Consider the following 23,646-nt stretch of genomic DNA (forward strand, 5'->3'; position numbering starts at 1 on the left):
GAAAATGTATGATAGTATCAGTACTTGAAACTAACAAGCAGAACAAAGCATGGCCGAATTATTCAGTCCTCTGACTATAAAAGAGATTACCTTAAGAAACAGAATAGCCGTTTCACCTATGTGCCAGTACTCCAGCGAAGATGGCTTTATCACCGATTGGCACCTGGTACACCTGGGTAGCAGGGCTGTGGGCGGTGCCGGCCTTGTAATTGTAGAGGCCACAGCTGTTTCGCCGGAAGGGCGTATTACGCCGGATGATGTGGGCCTTTGGAAGGAGGAGCATATTGCAGGTCTGCAGCGCATCAATACATTTTTAGAGAGCCAGGGTGCCGTGCCCGGCGTACAGCTGGCGCATGCCGGCAGAAAAGCCAGCCACAGAAGCCCCTGGAACGGCGGCACTGCCATTGCCCCTTCCGAAGAAAGAGGCTGGCAAACAGTAGCACCCAGCGCCTTGCCCTTTACACCAGAGGAACCTGTGCCAACAGCCCTGGACGATGCCGGTATCCGAAAGGTAATAGATGACTATCGTGCCGCGACTGAGCGGGCTGTAAGAGCCGGCTTTAAAGTGGTGGAGATACATGCGGCCCATGGTTACCTGCTGCACGAGTTCTACTCACCACTCAGCAACCAACGCACCGATAGCTACGGAGGTTCTTTCGATAACCGCATCCGTCTGCTCCTCGAAGTAACAGAAGCGGTTCAGGAAGTATGGCCGGCAAAATACCCGCTGCTGGTGCGCATCTCCGCTACTGACTGGACCGAAGGCGGCTGGACCGGGGAGGATTCCATAGCGTTGGCAAGAGTTCTGAAAGAAAAAGGGGTAGACCTGATAGACTGTTCTACCGGCGGAAACGTACCCAAAGCCGATATTCCGGTTGGACCTTTGTACCAGGCCCAGTTTGCGGCAAGTTTGAAGAAGGAAACAGGCATCATGACCGGTGCCGTTGGGATGATAACCACAGCACAAGAGGCTGAGAATCTTATATCAGAAGGCAAAGCTGATATTGTACTGCTAGCGCGTGAGATGCTGCGCGACCCTTATTTTCCGCTACATGCCGCCCTTGAACTTGGTGCTGATGTGCCGTGGCCGGTGCAGTATGAGCGGGCTAAGCCGAGAAAGAGGTGAAGGTATCACGACACACGTATCAGGTATCTCGACAAAGAAAGTGAAATACGTATTCCGATACTCCTGTCAGGTATCTCGACGAAGAGATTGAATCTGGGAGGACGTAAAACATAATCAGACCCACAGTCACACTCATAGAGGAGATACTTCTTTCTGTACAACAACAGCCCTTGCTTGTACAAGCGAGTCTGGAGACTCGCGCACACTGTGCGGCACGGGATAGATTCCCGCGCCAGAACTAAAAGCTCTTTTTGGATTCACTTGGATAGGAGCAGTGTACTTTTGTTTTGCATAAAAAAAGCGGCTGAAGAATTATCTCCTCAGCCGCTTTTCTGTCTTTGTATACTGCACATTCGCAGCACCATAAAACTTATGCTGCAGTAGCCACACGCCTCTTTGGCTTCTTTTTCCTTAGCTTATTTATCCAGATAAGAGTACCGGTAACAGGTAAGCTGGTGGCAAAAAGGCAGGCAATAAAGTATAGTATTTTAGAGAAAGTACCGTATACCTCGCCGAGGTGCAGAGGCTTTATCAGCGATACCAGCTGTACATTCAGCGGCTTATCGGCAAACATCTCCACCTTCAGGGGCTGCCCGGTATACTGGTTTAGCTGCACCTTGTCCGGGGCAGAAAAAGCAAAGAAACCAGCGGCTGTTTTAGTCACAACGACAGCGGTGGTATCGTCCTGCGGCAATGCTATTCTGATGTTCCCTTCTTCCGGCATAATGGCATTTGCCCGTGCGATGTAATCAGCAATACTTAGTGTAGCAGCATCAGCAGTTGAAGGAGGAGTTGAAAGCGGCTTCTCTCCCCTACCCTTAAATACCTCCGCTCCCATCAAACTACTTAGTCCATCCCGGTACCACTCAAAAGACCAGCAAAGGCCTGTTATGCTCATAATCAGCAACAATATAGAGGAATAGAACCCGAGCGTGTTGTGCAGGTCATGGTTTACGCGCTTCCAGTTGGCATCTGTTTTAATCTTGAGGCCCTGTTTCCAGTTCTTCAGTTTTACAGGAAACCAGAGCACCAGCCCTGTAAGCACCAGGAATACAAAGATAATGGTGGATATGCCCACAATCATTTTACCCACGCCGCCATCAATCAACAACCAGCGGTGCAGTTGCATCATCGTCCGGAAGAACTCTGTGGCAGGGCCGTCCGTTGTGCCTAACACTTCAGCATTATAAGGGTTTACAAAGTAGGTAGTGGGGCGGCCACCGCCACCTGGTCCGCCGCCATGGCCAGCTTGCGCACCTGCTTTGTTTCCGGGAGCGCCCGCGGCTGCTTTGCCTTCTGATGCCTGCTGCTTATCGGCTCCGCGGCCATGACCTCTTTCTTCACCTTCACTTTCAGGGGCTACACTTACCCGGTAAGTGCTTTCCCTGTCCTGCGGAATTTCAATGGCAACTATGCTGCCTTTCAGCTCCTTCCCCAGCTGCTCCTTCAGCGCATCAACCGGAATGGGCCTTGCCTGTGCATCGGCCTCCACATGATACTTAGCAGGCTCTACCAGCGCTTCAATTTCAGAATGAAACGTATAGATGGTACCGCTCAGGCAAACAATAAACAGCACGAGACCACTGGCTATGCCGAGCCACAGGTGAATGTCGTTGAAAAGCTTGCGGAAGGTGTATTTCATGATTTGTTTATGAAGTTGTACTGATTCATTTTCTAACATACATGCTGTTGACATTGGCTGTCAGCAGCATGTATGCAAATTTAGAATAATTCTAAATAAATATTCTAAAATCTGTAAGTCACGACGCCAGAGAAATTCCTTGGCTGAATTCTATCGATAAAGTTAGAGCGGTACGCATCGTATCCTACCTCATCCAGGATATTGTTAAACAACACCCTCACACCCCAATGCTTCTGAAACTCATACCCTACCTGTGCATTCACTATAGTATAGGCTTTGTTGTACCACGGGGCAGAACCTGGCTCTATCGCGTGGTACTGTACCCCCTTCTGTGTCCAGTCGTTGTAAGGGCGCTCGCCTAAGTAATAGGCCCCCAGGCCAATGTTCAGACCGCGCGCAATGCCTTCTGAGATGCTGTAATTAGCCCACGCATTAAAAGTATGGTTCGGCGTGTTGTTGGGCGCTGATCCCGGAATAAAGGTGGTGTGCTCTTTGAACTGCGCATCGATGTAGGAGTAGCCAGCTACAATCTCCAGGTTTTCCAGCACGCGTCCTGTCAGTTCCACTTCCACTCCCTTGCGCTCATCGTTGCCGCCTTTCATATAGTAACCTGCACCTACCACTGCACCGGTATCATCTACACGGAACACCTCCAGGTTCATGTCTTTGTTGTTGATTTGGAAGAGTGTCAGGTTAAAGCGCAGGCGGTTGTTCAACCACTCTGTCTTCAGACCTGCTTCAATCTGGTCGATGCGCTCTGCCCCAAGCGGGTCTCCGTTTACATCCACCACTGCAGCAGATCGGGGATTGGAGCTGTTGGTATAAGAACCGAAAATGTTGATGTTATCTTTCACTGTGAACATCACGCCAGCCAGTGGATTCCAGAAATCAGAAGTCTCGCTGGACTCTCCGTTAGCTCTTGTTTTGTTTGTGCTGTAACGCACACCACCGTATACCCTTGCCCAGTTTGTCAGCTGTATCACATCCTGGAAAGTAGCGCCAAAGCGGTAATCGTAAGACTGGTTTTCTCTTGTCAGCTCAAAAGCAGGAATGCCCTCCGGAAGTGTGTTTGATACCGTAGCCGGGTCAAATACATTTATTCTATCTATGGCGATGGAGTTGAAGGTTGGCTGGTACAGGTCGATGTAGCGGTAATCTACGCCTGCCTGGAAAGTATGCAGGATGCTTCCGGTTTTTACCTTCTGGCCAATGAAATCAAACTGCAGCACAGTGCTCTTATCATCGCGGGTAGAGTTGTGTGCAATAGAGCGGTTGTACCAGTTTACCTGGCTTACATTAATGTCGTTCTCTACATCCTGCTTTACTGCCGAAAGGTTACTCTTGATAGCATCCGCATTATAATCAGAGTGGAAGGCAGCCGCACGAATGTATAAGTTATTGCTGAGGTTATGCTTGAAGCGGGCAGCGAAAGTGGTGTGCTTGATATCCGTAACATCTGATTCAAAACCCAGGAATCTGTCGGAAGGCAGGTCGTAAATCTCATTCTCTGCGTTACCCACAGAAAGGTTTACTGTTCCTACGTCTATGCTCTGCTCCTCATCAAAATGATCCATTTCAAGGGTTAATGTGCTTCTGGCATTCGGGCGCCACTCCACAGAGGGGTTAATGTAGAACGACTCGTTGCTCATGTGGTCGCGGAACTTGCCTCCGTTTTCATAGGCTCCGTTTACACGTACTGCAAGGGTATTCGATTCGTTTACTACGCGCTGCACATCAAAGGTAGGGCGAATAAGGCCCCAGCTTCCGGCACGCAGCGAAACAGCACCCGAGTTCTCAAACTTAGGAGTTTTGGTGACGATGTTCACGATACCGCCCGGTCCGCCAAGGTCCGTTGCCGCACCCATGGTAACAGAACTGGCCCCTTTCAACACCTGAATGCTTTCCACTCCCTGCATGTCTGTAGAGAAACCGCCCCCACGGAAATCCGTCATTACACGCACGCCGTTTTTGAGAGTAGGTATACCACGGAAACCCCTGGAAGAAATACTTTCCCGCACACCGCCAAAAGTAGCATAGGTATATACCCCTGGCACATTGCGCACGCCTTCAATAACTGTTAAGGCCCCCTGCTGCTCAATCAGCCGCTCCGAAATAACGGAAATGCTCTGGATCTGCTCGCTTGGCTTCAGCGGCAGTCGTGTGATGGCATCCAGTTTCTCAGGCTGCTTGTCCCGCTCACCAAACACCTCAATTTCTGTTACCGCATTGGTCTTGTCTGGTAAGTTGAATGTTAACTCTTCTGTTTCGCCTCTCTCCAACTGCACTTCAATGGTGTTACTGTCGAACCCGATAGAAAAAGCGCGCACCTGATACTTGCCTTCCGGCAGCTTCTGCATATCGAAGTAGCCATCGTCGTTGGTAACGGTTCCATAGCGTGTGTTCTCTATTACTACACTGGCAGCGGCTACAGCCTCGCCGTTTTCCTGCAGCACACGACCTCTGATGGCGGCACTGCGATGCTGTGCCCACACAAGCTGTGTGAAAAAGAGGCAGAGCATGAGAAGCGTAAATCTTTTATCCATTATCTTTATTTAGACTTATTTTAAATAACTAACTTTGGCAAAAGTAACGCACCGCAGCAGGAGGCTGTTATCGAAAAAAGAATAAAGAATACCGCTAAAGGAATTATTATGCAGATTGATTCTAAATTAGACGCTGTTGACGCCTGGATATGTAATGAAACACTGGCTACTGTCTATGATAATTGCTGCGTACCACAGGAAAAGGAAGTGGTGCTGGAGGATCCTGCCATCTCATTGCTCCGCAGCACGCAAATCAGCGCTAAAGGACTCTTTATCATAGAAACGCAGATGGTTTTTAACCAGCCCGTCTGCGATAACTTTCAGGTTACCGGTGAAAGCATCATACTCGGCTTTTACCTGGAGGGAGATGCCTCAGCAGAAATCACGGGACTGTTACAGCACTCTGTTCACCCGCCCAATGTCCATTACATCTGCTACACCCCGTCTTTTAAAGCTGAATTTCGGATGCCCCCGAACAAGTTGCATCGTTACTTTCTCGTAATCCTCTCCAAAGAATTCTATTTCCGGCTACTGCACCAGCACAGTGAGTTGCACCAGGAGTTTGCGGATAAAGTACTGCAGGGTCGCCACACCTACCTCAGCGATAATCCGTTGGAGATAACACCGGAAATGAAATGGGTACTAAATGATATCCGAAACTGCCAGCGCACAGGCCCCCTTAAAAGGCTCTTCCTCGAAGCAAAAATAATGGAGTTGCTGATGCTGCAACTGGAGCAATACCAGAAGCCGCAAGAACAGCAAATCAGGAACAGCATTCTCAGAGGCGACGATGCACAACGTATTGCTGAAGCAAGGGCCATACTGGAAGAAAATTATCAAAACCCACCTACTATACAGGAACTGGCGCGCCTGGTTTACCTGAACGAAACCAAATTGAAACAGGGATTCAAAACATGCTGCAACCACACCATACACGGTTACGTGGTATGGCTCCGGATGGAAAAGGCCCGGCAGTTGTTACAGCAGTCACAACAAAGCATTGGGGACATCGCGTACCAGGTCGGCTATAAAAATTCAGCACATTTTACATCTGCTTTCAAAAAGCACTTTGGTTTTCTGCCAAGCGAAATAAAAGTATAGTAATTTTCCTTCCCCTCCTGTACTTGTAAAAAGTACAACAGGTATTGCTTCAGGTCGTACAAAGCGTAGGCATCCTTTATGAAACGGCAAAAGCCATACACTTAAAACGGAAGGAGAAGGAAATATCCTGAAGTAAAGAAGCTGCTCCTGTTATAAAATCATCAAAACAACTTCTGAAGCAGTGATATAACATGCAGGTGAAAATCATTCGCCCTCCCGTTTACGTCTATGTTTGAATAACATCTATGGAAAACAGAGCGAGACCTATCCTTACCTATTTTGTGCTGCTTGCTGTTGGCTTGTTCTTCTTTTTCTATGGCCTTGTAAAGGCAAAGTCATTTTTGGCCCCCCTTGCCGTGGCTGCACTGCTTACGATGGTAGTTGTACCTGTTGCCCGATGGTTTGAAAGCAAAGGCCTGAGCCGTGCGTGGGCCGCTTTATCTTCTGACTTGCTCATCCTACTCTTCTTCGTTGTACTTGCAGGCGTAGTGTCTTATCAGGTGAATAACTTTTCGCAGGACTGGCCCGAGATAAAAGAAAGAGTAGAGCCGAAAATAAACGATCTGCAAGAGGTTATAGCAGATAAGACAGGAATATCTATTCAGCAGCAGAACCAAAACCTGCCAATTCTAGGTGGAGCGGCTGAAGCAAACGGCCAGACGGAAGAAACCGGGGCAAAGCAGCAAGAACAAGGGGAAGGGCAAGACCAGGAAGCATCAGGTTCAGAATTCCAGCAACCCAATGGTTCTATTATGTCCTCGGCAGGAAGCTATATGATGCGGCTGATTGGTTTTCTTGGAACATTCCTGCTCACTTTTGTTTACATCTTCTTCTTTCTGCTTTACAGAAGCAAGTTCAGAAAGTCCTTCATTAAAATGGCACCGGAAGGGAGGAAAGAAGATACAAAGAAGATTATCTCTGGTTCAGTTCAGGTGGCCCATGGCTACCTTTTTGGCAGGTTGGTACTCATCGTTATTCTAGCTGTCATTTACTCTATCGGTCTATCGTTCTCTGGTGTCAGGCAGGCTGTTTTCATTTCTATCCTGGCCGCCGTGCTTACCCTCATCCCCTACATCGGGAACATCATCGGCTATACACTGGCGTTGGCAATGGCTTTTATTTCTGGAAGCGGCTTAACCGGAGCTCTTGGCGTAACGGCTACTTTTGCCCTTACCCAATTTGTAGAAAGCTATATTTTGGAGCCTTATATTGTAGGCGACAAGGTGAACCTTGACCCTACCTTCACGATTGTAGTAGTAGTATTAGGGGGCTCCATGTGGGGGGTAATTGGCATGCTCATCGCCATTCCGGCACTGGGAATTGCCAAGGTCGTTTTTGATAATATTCCGGCTCTCAATCCACTGGGGTACCTGTTCGGCACAGAGGGCACCGGCGATGACGACGATGACAACATTTTCGACAAAACGAAACGCTGGGCCTTAAACAAGTTCAAAAAATAACATGTGCGGCAGATGAATAGCAGGAAAAACTTACCTGCTTAAAATCAGCTACGCTTAGCAAGGATCTTTTTTGCCAGATCTAGTTCCTCCTGCAGGATGGTATGCGGCCGTCCCTTATAGATCTTCTTCGTCACTTCCGCTCCTTTTTCCTCCATTATTTTTACCGTCTCGTCTACCCTGCTTACCGGCACGTGCGGGTCCGGGTCTCCGGTGGTTATAAGGACGGGAGTACCGTTAAAGCTGCCTTTGTAGTTGTTTGTGTCTATTTGCTGCCCGATAAGCCCACCGGTAAAGAGGAGCAGACCACCAAAGCGCTGTGCATCCCGGGTAGCATATTCTGATGCCAGGCAAGCTCCCTGAGAAAAGCCAAGCAGGTAAATATTGCTGCTATCTATCCCCTGGTCCTGTACCTGTTTCACGGTTGTATGGATTAACTCCAGCGCAGAATCGAGCGCTGGCTGGTTTTGCGAAACAGGTGCCATAAAGCTGTAAGGGTACCAGCTGAGGTTTGTCGCCTGTGGAGCAAAAAGAGAGAAATCAGCTGCATCCAGGTGCTCACTCAGCGACAGAATACTTTCAGCTGTCGCGCCTCGTCCGTGTATCATGACAAGTGCTTTGCCTGTTTGCTCCAGCGGCTTGCCATGGGTTATGATGGTTTGTTCGTGTGTATACATAAGAGATATTTTCAGATGCTGAAAAGAGTTTCCTTTCTACGCATCTAGTAGTGTAACAAAAACAGACTGCAATGCAGCATACACTAATCCAGCTTCGGCAGCGCTGCCTCTATCCTGGCTCTGTGCCCCTCGTACTGCGGTGGCAGCAACAGGCTGCTACCGAGCTTATCAACCGGCTCATCAATTGCAAAACCAGGATTATCAGTGGCTATTTCAAAAAGCACGCCTCCCGGCTCCCTGAAGTAGAGCGAATAGAAGTAGTTGCGGTCTATTTTATCTGTGATGTTCAGGCCACTGCTGGCTATCTTTTCCCTGAACCGCATCAGGACTTCCTCATCCTTCACCCGGAAAGCAATGTGATGGTTTGTACCGGCACCGCCATCCCCACGGTTTGCATTGGGTTCCTCTATTAAATCTATGATAGCAGCATGATCTACGGCATCGGTGATGTAGCGGTGGTGCTTATCTTTCTGCTCCAGCAGTTTGTAACCGAGAAGCTCTGTTAATACCTGTGCCGTTTGCTTTACACTTCGCAGGGTGAGGGTAACACTGTGGAAGCCGCGTGTGGCTACATTTGCCTTCACATCTTCCGTCTCCCAGGGCTGCCGTGTATCACCGTTTTTCGGAATCACCAGTTCCAGTTGCAGGCCATCCGGGTCCTGTAACGCGATGTACTGCTCCCCGAATTTTTCTGCCGGCTTGCTAAAGGACACGTTGTGGTCCTCAAAGCGCTTGATCCAGAAGTCGAAGCTGCCTTCCGGCACAGCGTAACCAATATGCGAAGCCATCCCCGTACCTACCCTGCCACGGCGGGAACCTTCATAAGGAAAGAAGGTAAGGATAGTGCCCGGACTACCCACCTCATCCCCATAGTATAAATGATAGGTGCCCGGGTCATCAAAATTGACGGTTTTTTTAAGCAGGCGCAGCCCCAGCACCTTTGTATAAAAGTCTAAGTTGCTTTTAGCTGAATCAGCAATCGCCGTGATGTGATGCAGCCCTAGTATTCTGTCTTCCATAATTTAATCCTCAATGGTTGATGGGTACTTCTATTACAAGAAACTTACTGTCAGTTAAACAGGTGATCTGCAAGTGGTCGGTTTCCCAGACTCCTATGGCATCCCGCTGCTCCAGTGGTTCTTCATTATTGATGAGCAAACTTCCGCTGATATTAAAGATGTAGACTGCCTTATTAAGCGGGTTCAACAGATATCTTACCTCTTTGTCTCTTTCAAAATTCCCCAGAGAGAGCTTTGCGTTCTGGTTTATCCAGCAATGCCCCTGCCCCTCCTCATTGCTCACAATGGTCACCAGCTTATTCTGGCGGTCCTCTTCGGGAAAATACCGGCGCTGGTAACGGGGGCTTATGTTTTGCAGCTTCGGCTCTATCCAGATTTGTAGAAAATTCACTTCCTCGTCTCCTACATTGTGCTCTTCATGGCGCAAACCTGTACCGGCACTCATAATCTGCACCCAATCTTTGTGCACTACCTCTTTGTAGCCTAATGAATCCAAATGGTTCATAGAGCCTGCCAGCATCACGGAGATAATTTCTAAGTTGCTGTGGGCATGCAGGCCAAAGCCATTTTCGGGTGCTACAAAGTCATCATTAAAAACGCGAAGCAAACCAAAGCCTGCCCGTATCGGATCATAGTGGCTGGAAAAGCTGAAGGTGAAATTGCTTTTCAGCCAGCCAATGTCTTTCAGCCCACGCTCACCGGATTTGAATATCTTGTGTTTCATAGCTCCATTTTATCTAGATTGTGAACCAGGTTCACGTTGTAGAAAACGATCTTAAAAGGTTTAAGAACGTAAGACAAAAGACTCAGAATTGACAGGATCATCTTTTGTACTTTGTCTTACGTCCCTTAGCTGAGATTAAGCTTGCTTTACCAGCTGAATCTCAGCCTGCAGCTTTACATCATCACTCACTACTACACTACCTGCCTCAGTTACAGCATCCCAGGTTAAGCCAAACTCCTTGCGGCTTATTTTTCCTGATACTGTGAATCCGGCTTTAGTCTGTCCGTACGGGTCTACCACAATACCACCAAATTCTACATTAAAAGTTGCAGGTTTCGTGTTGCCCCTGATAGTCAGGTCACCGTGCAGTTTGTAGTCATCGCCACCCACGTTCTCATATTTAGTGCCTACAAAACGAAGTTCATTATGCTGCGCTGCATCAAAGAAATCAGCAGATTTCAGGTGTGTATCACGCTGCTCATTGTTTGTGCTGATAGAATCAATATCGGCTGTGAACACTACATTGGTAGGGTTTGAGAATTGCTCATTTTCGGTTTCAGCCTCTACTGAAAAGTTTTGGAAATAACCTGTCACTGTAGTAATCATCAGGTGCTTTACTTTGAACTGTACTTCACTGTGCGTCGGGTCTACTGCCCATTTTACATTCGCCATTTTCTTATAGTTTTTTGTTGATGTTGATATTAATTTTCTATTGAAGTAAGATTTAACAAATGTATGTACATTTAATGTATATACAATAGAATCATCAAAAAAATTTCATCTGCTCACAGAATCATTTTTCATTTCTGACTAACACTGCTCTATCCCCATCCGAAAAATGATTTATTTGGTAAAGGGGGGCTTTCTTCCAAATAAGAAACCTAATCGACTGTTATAACTTAGTCCAGCTTCGGAAGTACTTGCTCCAACTCTTCTCTTCTGTGTTCATAGCGCTCCGGTAGTTTCAGGTGAGCACCTAATTCTTCCAGGGGTTCGTCCACAGTAAAACCAGGATTATCGGTGGCAATTTCGAACAGTACGCCGCCCGGCTCCCGGAAATAGATAGAGTAAAAGTAGTTACGGTCTATCTGCTCGGTCACCTCCAGCCCACTGGCCGCAATTTTGTCCCGGAACTGCAGCAGGATTTGCTCATTTTCTACCCTAAAAGCCACATGATGTACTGTGCCCCCTGCCTGATGGCCGCGCATCTCATGGGGCACTTCCACCATATCAATGATGGCAGCGTTCTCAACCGCATCTGTACTGAACCTGTAGCGGTTCACGTGCTTATTTATCTGCTTATAACCGAGAATATCTGTCAGAACTTCTGCCGTAGCTTTTACATCATTCAATGTCAACGTCACATTATGAAACCCTCTGATGGCTACCTCCTCAGTAACCTCCGCTATTTCCCAGGGCTGCCTATTGTCCGGGCTTGCAGACTCAATTAGTTCCAGTTTTAGCCCATCCGGATCAAGGAATGTCAGGTAACGCTCCCCAAATTTATCTGCTGGTTTGTTGTAGGTCACGTTGTGCTGCTCAAAGCGTTTTAACCAGAAGTCAAAGCTGCCCTGTGGCACGGAAAAGCCTATCTCTGTTGCCATGCTTGGGCCTCTCCTGCCTGGCACTATCTCTTCTCCCCATGGGAAAAACGTAAGGATGGTACCCGGGGAACCAACCTCATCTCCGTAATAAAAGTGATAGGTTTTGGGATCATCAAAGTTGACAGTCTTCTTCAAAAGCCGCAGCCCCAACACACTGGTATAGAAGTTCAGGTTGCGCCTGGCGTCTCCTGCAATAGCAGTGATATGGTGCAGGCCTAAAATAATATCGCTCATGGTATGTCTTTAATTTAAATTACTAAAAAAGAGCCAGGCACAAGAAACGGCTGACGCTATAAAAATCCTCTAATTGGGCTGCATCTCCGCTTTTTTAACTCCTTCAGCAAACCACTGAGACTTTTAATTCTAACTAGCTAACACTGTAACAGAACACTCCTGGTTTTTAGGTTACCAAAGCTCTTTCTGATTTGTAAGGCACGCATCCGTTTTACTTATAGTGAGCAGATAGGGTTGTATCTACCAGAGAGCTTTGGCAGGTGCGCATAGGCTTCATAGTAAAATATCAGCAGGGCAGCATACTGCACGAAACTGGAACTTTGCCAGCACCTTCGTGAGCTACACTCTTCAAAAGAAAAAATTAATCAGAACACCTAAACTTTGTAAAACCTTTTTTGGCTAAACCAGTTATTATCGTAACTTTACGATGATAAACCAGCGCAATGGGAACAACTAAGACAGAAGCATTTACAGCAACCGACCTGCTATTGGCAAAATATGCAAAGGCGCTGGCGCATCCGGCACGGGTAGCTATCCTACGCATTTTGCTGGAGCGCCAGTCGTGTATCTGTGGCGATATTGTGGAGGAACTTCCGCTCTCGCAGTCAACGGTGTCGCAGCACCTGAAAGAGTTGAAAGAAGCAGGTCTGATCAAAGGCGATATAGACGGGAAAAAAGTATGCTATTGTATAGATGAACAAGCCTGGAAGCAGGCACAGCAAATGCTGCAGGTATTGTTTTCGAACTATACTCCTTGTGGCACGAACTGCTGTTAAAAAAATTTGATATAATTAATCGTAATAAACCGATAAAACTTAAAGACTATGAACAACGCAGAAGAGTTGAAGAAGATTGTAAAAGAGAAGTACGGTGAAATAGCCCTGCAAAGCAAGGAGCAAAATGAGGCATCCTGCTGTGGCGCCACCGGCTGCTGCACTGTAGACTATGCTATTTTCGCTGATAATTATACCCAGTTAGAAGGCTACAATCCTGATGCCGACTTAGGCCTGGGCTGTGGTGTGCCGACAGAGTTTGCGCAGCTAAAACCCGGTGATGTAGTGATTGACCTTGGTTCCGGTGCCGGCAACGACTGCTTTGTGGCCCGTGCCATAGTAGGCGAAACAGGGAAAGTACTTGGGGTGGACATGACGGAGGCCATGATCTCCAAAGCCCGCGATAACGCGGAGAAGCTTGGTTTCCATAACGTAGAGTTCCGCCAGGGTGAAATCGAGGACCTGCCAATCGCTGCAAACCGTGCTGATGTGGTGATTAGCAATTGTGTCCTGAACCTGGTGCCTGACAAGCGTAAGGCTTTTGCCGAAACATACCGTGTTCTGAAGCCGGGCGGACATTTCAGCATATCTGATGTAGTGTTGGTAGGCGAATTGCCTGCAGGCCTTGTGAAAGCGAGTGAGCTATATGCCGGCTGTGTGTCTGGTGCCATTCAGAAGGAAGAATACCTTCAGATCATCCGGGAAACTGGTTTTGAGAATGTGGTGGTGCAAAAAGAAAAAGCCATCCAGGTACCGGACGAAATCCTGAGAGACTACCTCGATGAGGCTGGCCTCCGCGCCTTCCGCGAAAGCAACACAGGTATCTACAGCATTACCGTTTACGGCGATAAGCCTGCCAGTTCTGCCTGCTGTGCCCCCGGCGCAGGTTGTTGCTAAATTGCTACTCAATTAAATGAACCCACCCCTGCCCCTCCAAGGAGGGGAATTTTCCTCCCTAGTATATTCCCTTCCTCGGAGGGGCAGAGGTGGGTAAACAACCTCGGGCTCTCATGCTAGTTCAGGTGTATCAGCTGATTTACACACCTTACTTAATCTTACGCCTCGCACACATATCTATGTGCAAGGGGCCTTGAATGCTAATAAATATGGAACACTGCGCCCCTGCTCATAACCGGAAGCGCCTCGGTTTTCTGGACCGTTACCTTACCCTCTGGATTTTTCTGGCAATGCTGGTTGGAGTTGCCATCGGTTACTTTATCCCCGAGAGCTCCGGCTATGTAAACTCGCTCTCCAGTGGCACAACCAATATTCCGATTGCCATTGGCCTCATCCTGATGATGTACCCGCCACTGGCGAAGGTAAATTACCGCCTGCTGCCGAAGGTGTTTGGTAATGTGAAAGTCATCGGACTTTCGCTTTTGTTGAATTGGGTTATTGGTCCACTGCTGATGTTTGGGCTCGCTATCACTTTCCTGCGCGACTACCCCGAGTACATGACGGGCCTGATACTCATTGGCCTGGCCCGCTGCATTGCCATGGTGCTGGTCTGGAACGACCTGGCGGATGGCAGCCGGGAATATGCTGCCGGACTGGTGGCGCTCAACAGTATTTTCCAGGTGTTTTTGTATTCCTTCTATGCCTGGCTTTTCATCACAAAACTTCCTCCGCTGTTTGGGTTTGAAGGTGCGATAGTAGAAATATCTATTGGTGTTATTGCAGAGAGTGTGGCCATCTATTTGGGTATTCCTTTTCTGGCAGGCGTGCTGAGTCGGGTCATACTGGTGCCTCTTAAAGGGCAGGAATGGTACCAGAACAAGTTTATACCTGCCATCTCCCCTATCACACTCATCGCTTTGTTATTTACCATTCTGGTGATGTTCAGCCTGAAGGGTGAGCTCATGGTGTCTATCCCTTTCGATGTTTTCCGGATTACGGTGCCGCTGGTGCTATACTTCGCCAGCATGTTCCTTATCAGCTTTTTTATGGGCAAGGCTGCCGGAGCCAACTATGCTGAAAACGCCTCTGTAGCCTTTACCGCTGCCGGGAACAATTTCGAACTTGCCATTGCAGTGGCCATTGCAGTTTTCGGACTTGATTCAGGCCAGGCCTTTGCCGGAGTGGTAGGTCCGCTGGTGGAGGTACCGGCCCTTATTGCGCTGGTAAACGTGGCTTTCTGGTTCAGGAGAAAATATTATGCCCCTAAGCCAGTACAACTGGCTCCTGTAGAAAGTTAGCGTTTCCTTAACTATTCGTTTATAGTTCATTCCCAATTTTGATTTCTGAAGTTCATTATCTAAAGCAGTTCATAAAATGAAAATCGCTCTCTTTTCGGATATACACGCCAACCTGCCGGCCCTGCTAGCCATGTTTGCCGATATGGAAACCCGCACGATAGACGCCACCTATTGCCTCGGCGACCTGGTGGGTTATAACATCTGGCCAAACGAGGTCATCAATGAAGTCCGCAGGCGCAACATCCCCACTATCGCCGGCAACTACGACTTTGGTATTGGCAGAACCAGTGATGAGTGCGGCTGTGCCTATAAAACAGATGAAGACAAGGCCATGGGGAAAGTCTCTATCTCCTATACGAATGAGGTAGTGCAGCAGACAGAGCGCCAGTACCTGCGCACCCTGCCCGCCCACATCAGGGTAGAATACCAGTTGAATGATGAGCAACTGAACCTGCTACTGGTGCACGGCAGTCCGCGCAAAATAAATGAGTACCTGTTTGAAGACCGGGAGGAGAAAAGCCTGCTCCGCATTATGCAGGACGCAGATGCCGACATCATGTGCTTCGGCCATACCCATAAGCCTTTTCACCGTGTATTGCCCCAGGAGCAGGAAGGCGCCACCCGCTACCGCCATGCGATAAACATCGGCTCAGTGGGAAAACCAAAAGACGGGGACACCAGGGGCTGCTATGCCATTATCACAATAGATGAAAACGGAAGTGCCGCCACAAGAGAAAGTATAGAAGTGGAATTTGTGCGGTTTAAATACGATGTGGAGCAGGCTGCCAAAGCCGTAGAAGAAAGCCCGCTGCCCGACAAGTACGCGGACATGCTGCGAAAGGCGTATTAAAGCAAACACAGCAGAAAAGCTACCTCCCAGCAGGTAGCTTTTCTGTTTACATGAGAATGTACTTTTTCAGTACCTCCTCAGCACTAGCTTAACAAGCTGCACCTCGCCACCTCTTACCAGACGCACAAAATAAAGTCCGCCCGCGAGTTATACAATATGAAAGCAGTGTCTGCTTGTCTCCTGCCTACACCTGGCAATGAACTGTTAGTCATCTGAAAACCCTGCGTGGAGCAGAAAGAGCAACTAAATAGAACCTTTATAAAACTTTAAAGTTAAAGTATGTTAAATATAATAGTATTTAGCTATGTTTATATTTAAAGCTGTCTCTATTATGTTAAATTTTCTCCACATCACAATTCAACCTTTGGCTAGATGATAATTCTTCAGGATCATCCCGGGAGGTTGTGCAACCGACTGTGGTCTTACGTACCCTTTATCTCTTTCTGCCTTAAAGCAGAGAAGGAACTGCTGATACTTCACTTTGAAGAATACTACGATTTGTTTGAGAATCTACAGGCAATACCGGGCATCCAGGTGCAGAAGCACCATCCTTTTAAAAAGCGTGGCTTAGGAAAAAAACTATTGTACCATTTTACGCAGAAGCTACCGCAAGGTGTGCTGCGCTTTTCTAATGTTTACGCTGATAAAGACTTTTGGGAGAACGAGCGTTGGAATGCGGTTCTCTCCGGTCAGAAAACCCGCATATTTTTTCAAAGCGGCGTTGATCACATTCAGAAGAACCTTCTTTTACCTGAATACCATGAGCAGGTCCGGCTTTTGTTTAAGCCCAAACAGACATTAGCGCATAATATAGACCAGCAAATAGATGCGCAACGCGCAAAGCATGAGGTAATCGTTGGTGTACATATCCGCCGCAACGACTATCGCTCATTTAAAGGTGGCGCCTACTATTTCCAAGACGCCACATATTATAAGTACATGGCTGCGCTGGAGAAAGAACTGAACACCATGGGCAAGAGCGTTGTGTTCTTACTGTGCTCTGATGAAAAAGTAGATCCTGCACATTTTGAAGGACTGAACACATTTCAAGTCTCTAGCTCTGTTGATGTAGAGGAGTTATATGCTTTAGCACTAACAGACTATATTATGGGTGCTCCCAGTACTTTTTCCATGTGGGCCTCCTTTTATGGAGAAGTGCCCCTCCGGATTCTACAGTTTAAAGATGAGAAAATAGCCTTACATCAGTTTAGTGTGATTATATCTCAGGATGTGTTTGAAGATGGAAAAAGATTTGTTCACAACGACAGGCTTGCCAGCAGTGAGTGCTAAAGGAAGTAAAGCGTATGCAGCATCTGGTTATGAAAGAATCAGGAACAGCTTCAACGCATGAGCCGCAGTCAGAAGTGAAGATTGAAGACAGCCGCCGACTCCCGCTAATAGAGAAACTCCTCTTACCTCAAAACCAAGTTTGGCTCGCTTTAATGACCTTTCGAAATTAACTTTAAAAATGAAACCATCCTGTTCCCGGTTTACATGAGCCACCTGAAAGTTTGTTATGTTATTTATGGTGAAGAAATCTGGAGCCCTTTGCTTAAACGGCAGGTGCTGGAACTTTTGCAGACAGCTGCTGGTCTTGACAATCGTTTAAGCATTCGACTCTTATACATCTATCCCTGGTTCTGGCAGTTTACCAAAAAGAGCCATTTCAAAACTTTCGCAAAGGAGTTCAGTGCACACCCCATTGAATTGAATTTTCTACCGGTTCCTTTCCCGTTTCCACTGCCTTACTTTTTCCCCACCTACAAAAAAGGCGTAGGCTTCAGGCCGCATGAAGCGCACACAGGCACTTTTCTCTGGGTCCTAAAGCTGCTGGTGCTGCCCGTTCTTTTAAAGTACCTTCACCTGGACAAGATTTCTATTTTCCATTGCCGCAGTTACCGGGCCGCGGCCGCAGTGCTGGCGTTAAAGAATCTACATAGTCGTGTGAAACTGGTTTTCGACCCGCGTTCCGATTACCCGGAGGAAAACCTCATCCAGAACTCCTGGAAAAAAGGCAGTACTCCTTTCCGCTTCTGGAAAAGGCAGGAGCGGGAGCTTTTAGAAAAATCTTCTGTTACGGTATGCATCTCCGAACAGTATTACCGGCATTATCAGAAAGCCAGCCCTGGGTTTAAGCACAAAGTGATACCTAACAATGTGTGCTGCTCTGATTTTAAATTCGATGCAACTTACAGGAAGCACTTCAGAGAAAGGTATGAACTAGAAGGTAAGGTGGTGTTCTGCTACCTGGGCACCTTAGGTGCCGGCACATGGCATGACCCGCTGCTATACGCGCAGCTCATACTTCATTTTCGGGCTATTGCTAATAAACACCTGTTCCTCTTCCTGATACCCCATGGCTCCCGGTCATACACCGAGAAAGTGTTTCTGGACAATGGTATCAGCGACAACGAATACCTGATACTCTCTCCTGCTTATGCTGAGGTTCCTAAACTGCTATCGGCAGCTGACTTTGGGCTGCTGTATTTAGGGAAAGAAAAAATAGCACTCGGCACCAAGGTAGTGGAATACAACGCTGTGGGCCTGCCTGTTCTTGTTAACAGCAACGTGCTGAGTGCTGCCAGTTACGTGCAGGAACATCATACAGGTATGGTGATAGATATTGGCCTGGGTGACCGGGATGTTAAAAAAACACCCGTGGAGGGCATGGACTTTCAAACGCTGCGGAACGAGTTTCCTGGAGAAAGAATAGCGCAGACGGCCAGAGCACATTTTTCTAATGAAAAAGTAGCCACCGAGTATGTAAAAATTTACCAGTCGCTGGAAAGTTAAGACTTAAACAGGCTCCTACTCAAAAACTGGAGAAGGTGTACCCCCTGGACAGGATTTCATTTACTATATTTTTGAAGGTGTCGAAGGTATTCTCACAATCGTGCATCAGTACAATTTCATTTGAATCTGAGCAAGGCAAGCCGTACTGTTTTTCCGGAACACTGCCTCTGCAATCAAACGGTTTTGCTGAAAACAGCCTTTGCAGCACATCTCTTTCTTTCTGAATGCCAAACATTCCTTCCTCCTTTTTCAGACACCACTCCATTACGTCCAGGGTCCAGTGCATATCCTTTTCCTGCAGCAGTGTCTGGTTATAGTATGAATATAAGATGCCCGGAATGGCTGGAGTCACATAACCCAGTTCCGCCAGCTTTTCCTGAATCGCTTTTTTCTTTAACTTCTTCCAGGGATTGAAGCTTCTTGTAAATATCCTCCCCAACCTGCCATCCCCATTGTCACCGTAAGGAAACCTGAAATATTTCTTTTCCCAGGCGACCCCAGCCGTTGCATGAATTTCCTCTAGAATCCTGTCGGCTTTGAAGATATCTTCGAGGGCATCTTTCAACGAAAGCCTTGAAAAATGCTGGTGTGCGTAGGAATGGTTGCCAAGTATAAAACCCTCAGAAAGTGCTTTTACAGCTAATTTTTTCTGTTTTTCCAGCGTATGACCAATACAAAAAATAATAGGCCGAATGTCCTTTTCCAACAGAAAATGAAGCATATCCTCTGAGGCTGCTGTAGGGAAGTCGTCTATGGTCAGGTAGAGCTTTTTGAGAGGTGCCGGCTGAATATTGTTTTCCATGTTAAAGGTGTCAAAATTACTTATCGTGAAGCTCCCTCTTCCTGTCTATCTTGTTCAGGCTCCTGATGACAAGTCAATATCATAAACAAAATGTAAGTACACAAGCACAAAAGGAAATGCCTGCCATACCTGCGTATGATCTAGTTTTTTGCACACGCAGGTTCAGGTAGTACTTCAAAAAAAGAAAAGCGGTGCAGGAAACTCCTACACCGCTTTTCTACCTATAGCCACTTAAAAGGCTCAATATTTGAAATATTCTTATTCAGCTCAAAAGACGTCAATTAAAAGCTGCCGCTGATATTAAGCAGTTACACCAAATTTATCCATCCCAATCAATGTAAGGCGGATGTTTCTGTATGCGGCGGTGTTCTTAAACTCTTCAATAATCTCCAGCACATCATCATCTATGTTCACAGAGCGTGTCGCGTCAATCACTACTTCCGAGTTTCTGGCCACGTGATCGAGCGTCAGCATCATGCTGGCTTTGTTCAGGAAAGTAACGTCCTGTGCAAGCACCAACTCCACTTTTTCCCCTTCGTGATGGCTCTCCTTATCAACGAAGAAAGGTGTTTTGTAATTATCGCGCAGAATAACAAACACAGATACAGCGCCACCAATTAATATACCAGTTATCAGGTCGGTGAACATCACGGCCAGCACCGTTACAAAAAATGGCACAAACTGCCTTTTACCCAGCCTGTACATGTTTCTGTAAAGGGTGACAGAGGTTAACCGATACCCCACCACAAACAGTACCGCTGACAAGGACGCTAACGGAATCATGTTCAGGATTCGGGGAATGGCCATCACGCAGATCAACATAATAGTACCATGCGTGATGGTAGAAAGTGGTGTTCTACCTCCTGACGTAACGTTGGCAGAAGTACGCACAATAACAGCCGTAACAGGTAATCCACCTATGAAACCTGACACGATGTTACCAATTCCCTGTGCTTTCAGCTCACGGTTGGTGGAGGTTTTACGCTTGTATGGGTCCAGCTTATCGCCTGCCTCTGTGCTCAGCAAAGACTCAAGGCTGGCGATGAAGGCAATACTAAGTGCTACGGTGTACAGCTCAACATTCGCGATTTGAGAAAAATCAGGAAACGTAAAGAAGGAAAAGAAATCAACGATGCCATCGGCTACCGGAAGCTGCACCAGGTGGTTTTCTGCCAGCGCCAGACCTGGAAAATAGGAGTTAAACAGCAGGTAAAGACCAATACTGACAAGTACCGCTACCAGCGCAGATGGCACAAATTTGAAAAAGGCATGCCGCTTCAGAGCAGGCTGGTCCCATATAAAAATAATAGCCAGGGAAACCAGCGTGATGATGGTAGGCCCAAGACTGATATAATCCACAATGTTATTGATAACAGTAAAGATGCCGTTCACAAAGCCATCTTCCATACTTCCGAACAAGCCCTCTCCTCTATATCCAAAAGCGTGCGGAATCTGGTTGATAATCAGGATGAGTCCGATGGAAGCCAGAATTCCCTTGATCATGGAAGAAGGGAAAAAGTATGCAATGGTACCGGCACGGATATACCCCAGTATGATCTGAAATATTCCGGCAATAATGGTAGCACTCAGTACAATCTCAAATGAGCCTAAAGATTGTATTGCTGTGAACACAATAAGCGCCACACTTGCTGCCGGCCCACTTACGTTAATCTTGGAACCACTGGCTAAGCCTACCACAATACCGCCTACTATACCAGCAATAATTCCTGAGAAAAGGGGAGCGCCAGAGGCCAGTGAGATACCAAGGCACAAAGGGAGCGCAATCAGAAATACTACTAAACCCGCAGGAATATCTGTCTTAACATGCGAGAACATCCCGCTTTTTACCTCTCCGGGCGAAGATGCATTATTTTGATCCATAAAATGATTTTTAGTGTTTATTTGTAAATGATTGCTTATTGATTGTATCGAGTGCTAATCTATATACTAGTCCTTCACCTCTTCCTTGACTTAGTTCTGAAGCATGGTGTATGCTCCGCCTGGTATAGGCGATAGGCATCAAAGATCAAGAAGATCAGAGAGGAAAAGGACAGCCTGAAGCAAGGAAATGCCAGCTGCCTGTATCAGACTAAATCAGTCTGGAGTATTACTTATATGTGGGGCTGTGATAGTCATTGTGGCTGCAAAGATAGAAATATTCTTTAAATGCGCATAACCAGCTCCGTTTTCATTTTAACATAACTGCTTCATCCTCTTAGAAACTAAACATCTCACTCCCTTTTTTCGAATACAAACAAGGAAGTCCTATAATGCCCAGCCCCCACTTTAAGAATTCATGAACATATCACTTTGAGAAGAGATATGCCCAATACATTTTGTTTTAGCATATGCGCCATTTTGCGGTTTTGATGTTGTTTCTGTTAAATACATTTTCCTTTAGTGTAAGTGCCCAGGCAGATAATGAGTATCTTAAACTTTATTTGTTAAGATACTATAATGAGCTAAATGCTGGTGATGAATGGCTGCTAATGACGGAGTATGAAAACACCAGGTCCTTCTCGCCGGACAGGCAACGAGAGATACTGGCCCGTACCACGCTGGCGCGTCCTGTGAGTAAAATGCTGAATATCGGCTTAGGAATTGGCTTTAATGGTGTGGTTGATACCGAAGCAGACATGTGGCAGCCAGAGTGGCGCTCACACCAGCAAGTAGTACTGGGACTGGAGCGAAACAGGTTTAATTTTGCACAACGTCTACGGGTTGAGCAGTTGTTTGGTCGGCCTGTTGAAAACGAGAAGCTGCAGCAAGGCTATTCTTTCACCCCCAGGACAAGATATTTCCTACAGGTGAGCTATGATCTGAGAAAGGAAAGTGGCCGGCGGGGCAATGTAGCTGCTCATCTCTGGAATGAGGTGTATGTGTATCCTTTTGGAGAAAACGTGTTCTTCACAGAAAATCAGCTCAATACAGGAGTGCTCTACCAGCTATCAGACGCAATAAGTATCGTGCTATCCCACAGCTGGCTGATACTGCAAAATGAGCCTGCTGTCTTTCAGTATGGCAGTATCTTCAGGCTTGTTATTAATCAGCATCTGGTCTTGGAATAATGCTGTGCAAACGCATGTTTGCCACCATCGGCTACTTAGACGCAGGCAAGACAGTCCCTTCAAGTAAATTACTCCTGTTCGGAGTGCTATGAACACGAAGGGAGCCGTAAAAAATAACAAATAACAAAGGTCTCTATTTTCTGTTCCCTGGAAATAGAGAAGCAGCGTGGTAACGCTGTGGCCAGTGAACTGATAAGTACGAGCACTGGAGCTTGCCAATTTCAAAGGGCCGGCTTCTGCTATGCCTGAAAGCACGAAGTGCACGAAATATGCCTCATCCAAAACCTGATGAATGAATTATGAATTGTCCGTTATGTAATGATACCTCCGGCTTCACGCGGATACAAGGGCCAGATACCCGCGTTTACCACCGCTGCGGGAGTTGCCTTCTCATATTTGCTGACGTGGCGCATCACCCGACCAGGGCACAGGAGGCGGAACATTACCAGAAGCACGAGAACGGCATACAGCACAAAGGTTATGTGGATTTTCTTAATAAAGCCATTCAGCCGGCCCTTCCGTTTCTGAAGCCTGGCATGAGAGGCCTTGACTATGGCTGCGGCCCTGTTCCCACGCTTTCGCTGCTGCTGAAAGAGGCCGGTTATGAAGTAGATGACTATGATCCCTGTTTTTTCCCGGAACTTGAAGAGGTCAGAAAGTATGACTTTATTTTCGCCACGGAATGCTTTGAGCATTTCTTTTTCCCGGCCAGGGATTTACAGCGCCTCAGCAACCTGTTGCAGAACAAAGGGTTGCTGATTGTGATGACGGAGCGATGGAAAGAGGAAGAGGATTTTAAGCACTGGTACTATGCCAAAGATCCGACACATGTTGTCTTTTACCACAGCCGCACGTTTGACAAAATATGCAGCAAATTCGGTTTTGAGCAGCGGTTTATGGACAGTAAAAGCGTCGTGATACTACAGCGCAAGTCTGATATCATGCTAAAGAAAGAAAAAAGAGCCCTAGAAGAAGCATTGTTTAACACAGCTAAGCATTCTGCGTTATAGTAACAGCAAGTAAATCAGCTGTTTTTTT

At 47.1% G+C, this 23,646-nt stretch carries 20 protein-coding genes; 11 read left to right on the forward strand and 9 right to left on the reverse strand.

What is annotated here, in order from left to right; all coding sequences use genetic code 11:
* The first annotated feature begins 49 nt into the window (after positions 1-49).
* Positions 50-1,126: an NADH:flavin oxidoreductase/NADH oxidase gene (locus DXT99_RS11440; protein WP_115565695.1), complete on the forward strand. Its 1,077-nt coding sequence runs from the start codon at positions 50-52 to the stop codon at positions 1,124-1,126.
* Between the two features lie 370 nt (positions 1,127-1,496).
* Here the strand turns inward: DXT99_RS11440 and DXT99_RS11445 are convergent, their stop codons facing one another.
* Together DXT99_RS11445 and DXT99_RS11450 are read right to left on the reverse strand one after the other, a co-directional pair.
* Entirely contained in the window at positions 1,497-2,768 is a 1,272-nt protein-coding gene (locus DXT99_RS11445; RefSeq protein ID WP_115565696.1) for a PepSY-associated TM helix domain-containing protein, read from the reverse strand.
* 104 nt (positions 2,769-2,872) lie between these two features.
* A complete protein-coding gene (locus DXT99_RS11450) occupies positions 2,873-5,311 on the reverse strand; it encodes a TonB-dependent receptor (RefSeq protein ID WP_115565697.1) in 2,439 nt (812 codons plus the stop codon).
* 108 nt (positions 5,312-5,419) lie between these two features.
* Here DXT99_RS11450 and DXT99_RS11455 point away from each other — a divergent pair, with 108 nt between their 5' ends.
* Positions 5,420-6,412, forward strand: a complete 993-nt coding sequence (locus tag DXT99_RS11455; RefSeq protein WP_115565698.1) for a helix-turn-helix domain-containing protein — start codon at positions 5,420-5,422, stop codon at positions 6,410-6,412.
* Positions 6,413-6,657: 245 nt separating this feature from the next.
* The gene (locus DXT99_RS11460) at positions 6,658-7,872 is read left to right on the forward strand and encodes an AI-2E family transporter (RefSeq protein WP_115565699.1); all 1,215 of its coding nucleotides are present in this window, start codon (positions 6,658-6,660) and stop codon (positions 7,870-7,872) included.
* Between the two features lie 44 nt (positions 7,873-7,916).
* On the opposite strand, the gene DXT99_RS11465 is transcribed toward DXT99_RS11460, so the two are convergent.
* The 5 genes from DXT99_RS11465 to DXT99_RS11485 all read right to left on the reverse strand — a co-directional run bounded on the left by DXT99_RS11465 (position 7,917) and on the right by DXT99_RS11485 (position 12,127).
* Positions 7,917-8,546, reverse strand: a complete 630-nt coding sequence (locus tag DXT99_RS11465) for an alpha/beta hydrolase (RefSeq protein WP_115565700.1) — start codon at positions 8,544-8,546, stop codon at positions 7,917-7,919.
* 83 nt (positions 8,547-8,629) lie between these two features.
* Positions 8,630-9,565: a ring-cleaving dioxygenase gene (locus DXT99_RS11470; protein ID WP_115565701.1), complete on the reverse strand. Its 936-nt coding sequence runs from the start codon at positions 9,563-9,565 to the stop codon at positions 8,630-8,632.
* Positions 9,566-9,575: 10 nt separating this feature from the next.
* Complete coding sequence (locus tag DXT99_RS11475) at positions 9,576-10,289, reverse strand: pirin family protein (RefSeq protein WP_115565702.1); 714 nt, start codon at positions 10,287-10,289, stop codon at positions 9,576-9,578.
* Between the two features lie 135 nt (positions 10,290-10,424).
* The gene (locus tag DXT99_RS11480) at positions 10,425-10,961 is read right to left on the reverse strand and encodes a YceI family protein (protein WP_115565703.1); all 537 of its coding nucleotides are present in this window, start codon (positions 10,959-10,961) and stop codon (positions 10,425-10,427) included.
* A 227-nt stretch (positions 10,962-11,188) separates the two neighbouring features.
* Positions 11,189-12,127 (reverse strand): ring-cleaving dioxygenase, encoded by a 939-nt coding sequence (locus DXT99_RS11485; RefSeq protein ID WP_115565704.1) that lies wholly within the window; start codon positions 12,125-12,127, stop codon positions 11,189-11,191.
* A 443-nt stretch (positions 12,128-12,570) separates the two neighbouring features.
* On the opposite strand from DXT99_RS11485, the gene DXT99_RS11490 reads away from it, so the two are divergent.
* The 6 genes from DXT99_RS11490 (at position 12,571) to DXT99_RS11515 (ending at position 18,738) form a co-directional block, all read left to right on the forward strand.
* Positions 12,571-12,903, forward strand: coding sequence for an ArsR/SmtB family transcription factor (locus tag DXT99_RS11490; RefSeq protein WP_115565705.1), 333 nt, complete (start codon positions 12,571-12,573; stop codon positions 12,901-12,903).
* Positions 12,904-12,951: 48 nt separating this feature from the next.
* Positions 12,952-13,797, forward strand: a complete 846-nt coding sequence (locus DXT99_RS11495) for an arsenite methyltransferase (RefSeq protein ID WP_115565706.1) — start codon at positions 12,952-12,954, stop codon at positions 13,795-13,797.
* Positions 13,798-14,006: 209 nt separating this feature from the next.
* On the forward strand, positions 14,007-15,095 hold the full coding sequence (arsB, locus tag DXT99_RS11500; RefSeq protein ID WP_115565707.1) for an ACR3 family arsenite efflux transporter: 1,089 nt from the start codon (positions 14,007-14,009) through the stop codon (positions 15,093-15,095).
* A gap of 76 nt (positions 15,096-15,171) precedes the next feature.
* A complete protein-coding gene (locus tag DXT99_RS11505; RefSeq protein WP_115565708.1) occupies positions 15,172-15,945 on the forward strand; it encodes a metallophosphoesterase family protein in 774 nt (257 codons plus the stop codon).
* A 372-nt stretch (positions 15,946-16,317) separates the two neighbouring features.
* Positions 16,318-17,235 carry an O-fucosyltransferase family protein gene (locus DXT99_RS11510; RefSeq protein ID WP_147294205.1) on the forward strand — a complete coding sequence of 306 codons (918 nt, stop codon included), beginning with the start codon at positions 16,318-16,320 and terminating at the stop codon, positions 17,233-17,235.
* Between the two features lie 204 nt (positions 17,236-17,439).
* Entirely contained in the window at positions 17,440-18,738 is a 1,299-nt protein-coding gene (locus DXT99_RS11515; protein WP_115565710.1) for a glycosyltransferase, read from the forward strand.
* Between the two features lie 19 nt (positions 18,739-18,757).
* Here DXT99_RS11515 and DXT99_RS11520 read toward each other — a convergent pair whose 3' ends face one another.
* Both DXT99_RS11520 and DXT99_RS11525 read right to left on the reverse strand, forming a co-directional pair.
* Positions 18,758-19,540 (reverse strand): polysaccharide deacetylase family protein, encoded by a 783-nt coding sequence (locus tag DXT99_RS11520; RefSeq protein WP_115565711.1) that lies wholly within the window; start codon positions 19,538-19,540, stop codon positions 18,758-18,760.
* A 300-nt stretch (positions 19,541-19,840) separates the two neighbouring features.
* Positions 19,841-21,421, reverse strand: coding sequence for a SulP family inorganic anion transporter (locus tag DXT99_RS11525; protein ID WP_246000661.1), 1,581 nt, complete (start codon positions 21,419-21,421; stop codon positions 19,841-19,843).
* A 560-nt stretch (positions 21,422-21,981) separates the two neighbouring features.
* Here DXT99_RS11525 and DXT99_RS11530 point away from each other — a divergent pair.
* A complete protein-coding gene (locus tag DXT99_RS11530) occupies positions 21,982-22,608 on the forward strand; it encodes a DUF2490 domain-containing protein (protein ID WP_181885102.1) in 627 nt (208 codons plus the stop codon).
* Positions 22,609-22,907: 299 nt separating this feature from the next.
* Complete coding sequence (locus tag DXT99_RS11535) at positions 22,908-23,618, forward strand: class I SAM-dependent methyltransferase (protein WP_115565713.1); 711 nt, start codon at positions 22,908-22,910, stop codon at positions 23,616-23,618.
* The last annotated feature ends 28 nt before the right edge of the window (positions 23,619-23,646 follow it).

Source organism: Pontibacter diazotrophicus, assembly GCF_003367245.1.
GTDB lineage: Bacteria > Bacteroidota > Bacteroidia > Cytophagales > Hymenobacteraceae > Pontibacter > Pontibacter diazotrophicus.

Excerpts from the sequence above, each read along its gene's own strand:
- DXT99_RS11445 (WP_115565696.1), bottom strand. The coding sequence starts at position 2,768 with ATGAAATACACCTTCCGCAAGCTTTTCAACGACATTCACCTGTGGCTC.
- DXT99_RS11440 (WP_115565695.1), top strand. The coding sequence starts at position 50 with ATGGCCGAATTATTCAGTCCTCTGACTATAAAAGAGATTACCTTAAGA.
- DXT99_RS11455 (WP_115565698.1), top strand. The coding sequence starts at position 5,420 with ATGCAGATTGATTCTAAATTAGACGCTGTTGACGCCTGGATATGTAAT.
- DXT99_RS11535 (WP_115565713.1), top strand. The coding sequence starts at position 22,908 with ATGAATTGTCCGTTATGTAATGATACCTCCGGCTTCACGCGGATACAA.
- DXT99_RS11485 (WP_115565704.1), bottom strand. The coding sequence starts at position 12,127 with ATGAGCGATATTATTTTAGGCCTGCACCATATCACTGCTATTGCAGGA.
- DXT99_RS11495 (WP_115565706.1), top strand. The coding sequence starts at position 12,952 with ATGAACAACGCAGAAGAGTTGAAGAAGATTGTAAAAGAGAAGTACGGT.
- DXT99_RS11475 (WP_115565702.1), bottom strand. The coding sequence starts at position 10,289 with ATGAAACACAAGATATTCAAATCCGGTGAGCGTGGGCTGAAAGACATT.
- DXT99_RS11505 (WP_115565708.1), top strand. The coding sequence starts at position 15,172 with ATGAAAATCGCTCTCTTTTCGGATATACACGCCAACCTGCCGGCCCTG.
- DXT99_RS11460 (WP_115565699.1), top strand. The coding sequence starts at position 6,658 with ATGGAAAACAGAGCGAGACCTATCCTTACCTATTTTGTGCTGCTTGCT.
- DXT99_RS11510 (WP_147294205.1), top strand. The coding sequence starts at position 16,318 with ATGATAATTCTTCAGGATCATCCCGGGAGGTTGTGCAACCGACTGTGG.
- arsB (WP_115565707.1), top strand. The coding sequence starts at position 14,007 with ATGGAACACTGCGCCCCTGCTCATAACCGGAAGCGCCTCGGTTTTCTG.
- DXT99_RS11465 (WP_115565700.1), bottom strand. The coding sequence starts at position 8,546 with ATGTATACACACGAACAAACCATCATAACCCATGGCAAGCCGCTGGAG.
- DXT99_RS11520 (WP_115565711.1), bottom strand. The coding sequence starts at position 19,540 with ATGGAAAACAATATTCAGCCGGCACCTCTCAAAAAGCTCTACCTGACC.
- DXT99_RS11480 (WP_115565703.1), bottom strand. The coding sequence starts at position 10,961 with ATGGCGAATGTAAAATGGGCAGTAGACCCGACGCACAGTGAAGTACAG.
- DXT99_RS11450 (WP_115565697.1), bottom strand. The coding sequence starts at position 5,311 with ATGGATAAAAGATTTACGCTTCTCATGCTCTGCCTCTTTTTCACACAG.
- DXT99_RS11470 (WP_115565701.1), bottom strand. The coding sequence starts at position 9,565 with ATGGAAGACAGAATACTAGGGCTGCATCACATCACGGCGATTGCTGAT.
- DXT99_RS11515 (WP_115565710.1), top strand. The coding sequence starts at position 17,440 with ATGAGCCACCTGAAAGTTTGTTATGTTATTTATGGTGAAGAAATCTGG.
- DXT99_RS11525 (WP_246000661.1), bottom strand. The coding sequence starts at position 21,421 with ATGGATCAAAATAATGCATCTTCGCCCGGAGAGGTAAAAAGCGGGATG.
- DXT99_RS11490 (WP_115565705.1), top strand. The coding sequence starts at position 12,571 with ATGGGAACAACTAAGACAGAAGCATTTACAGCAACCGACCTGCTATTG.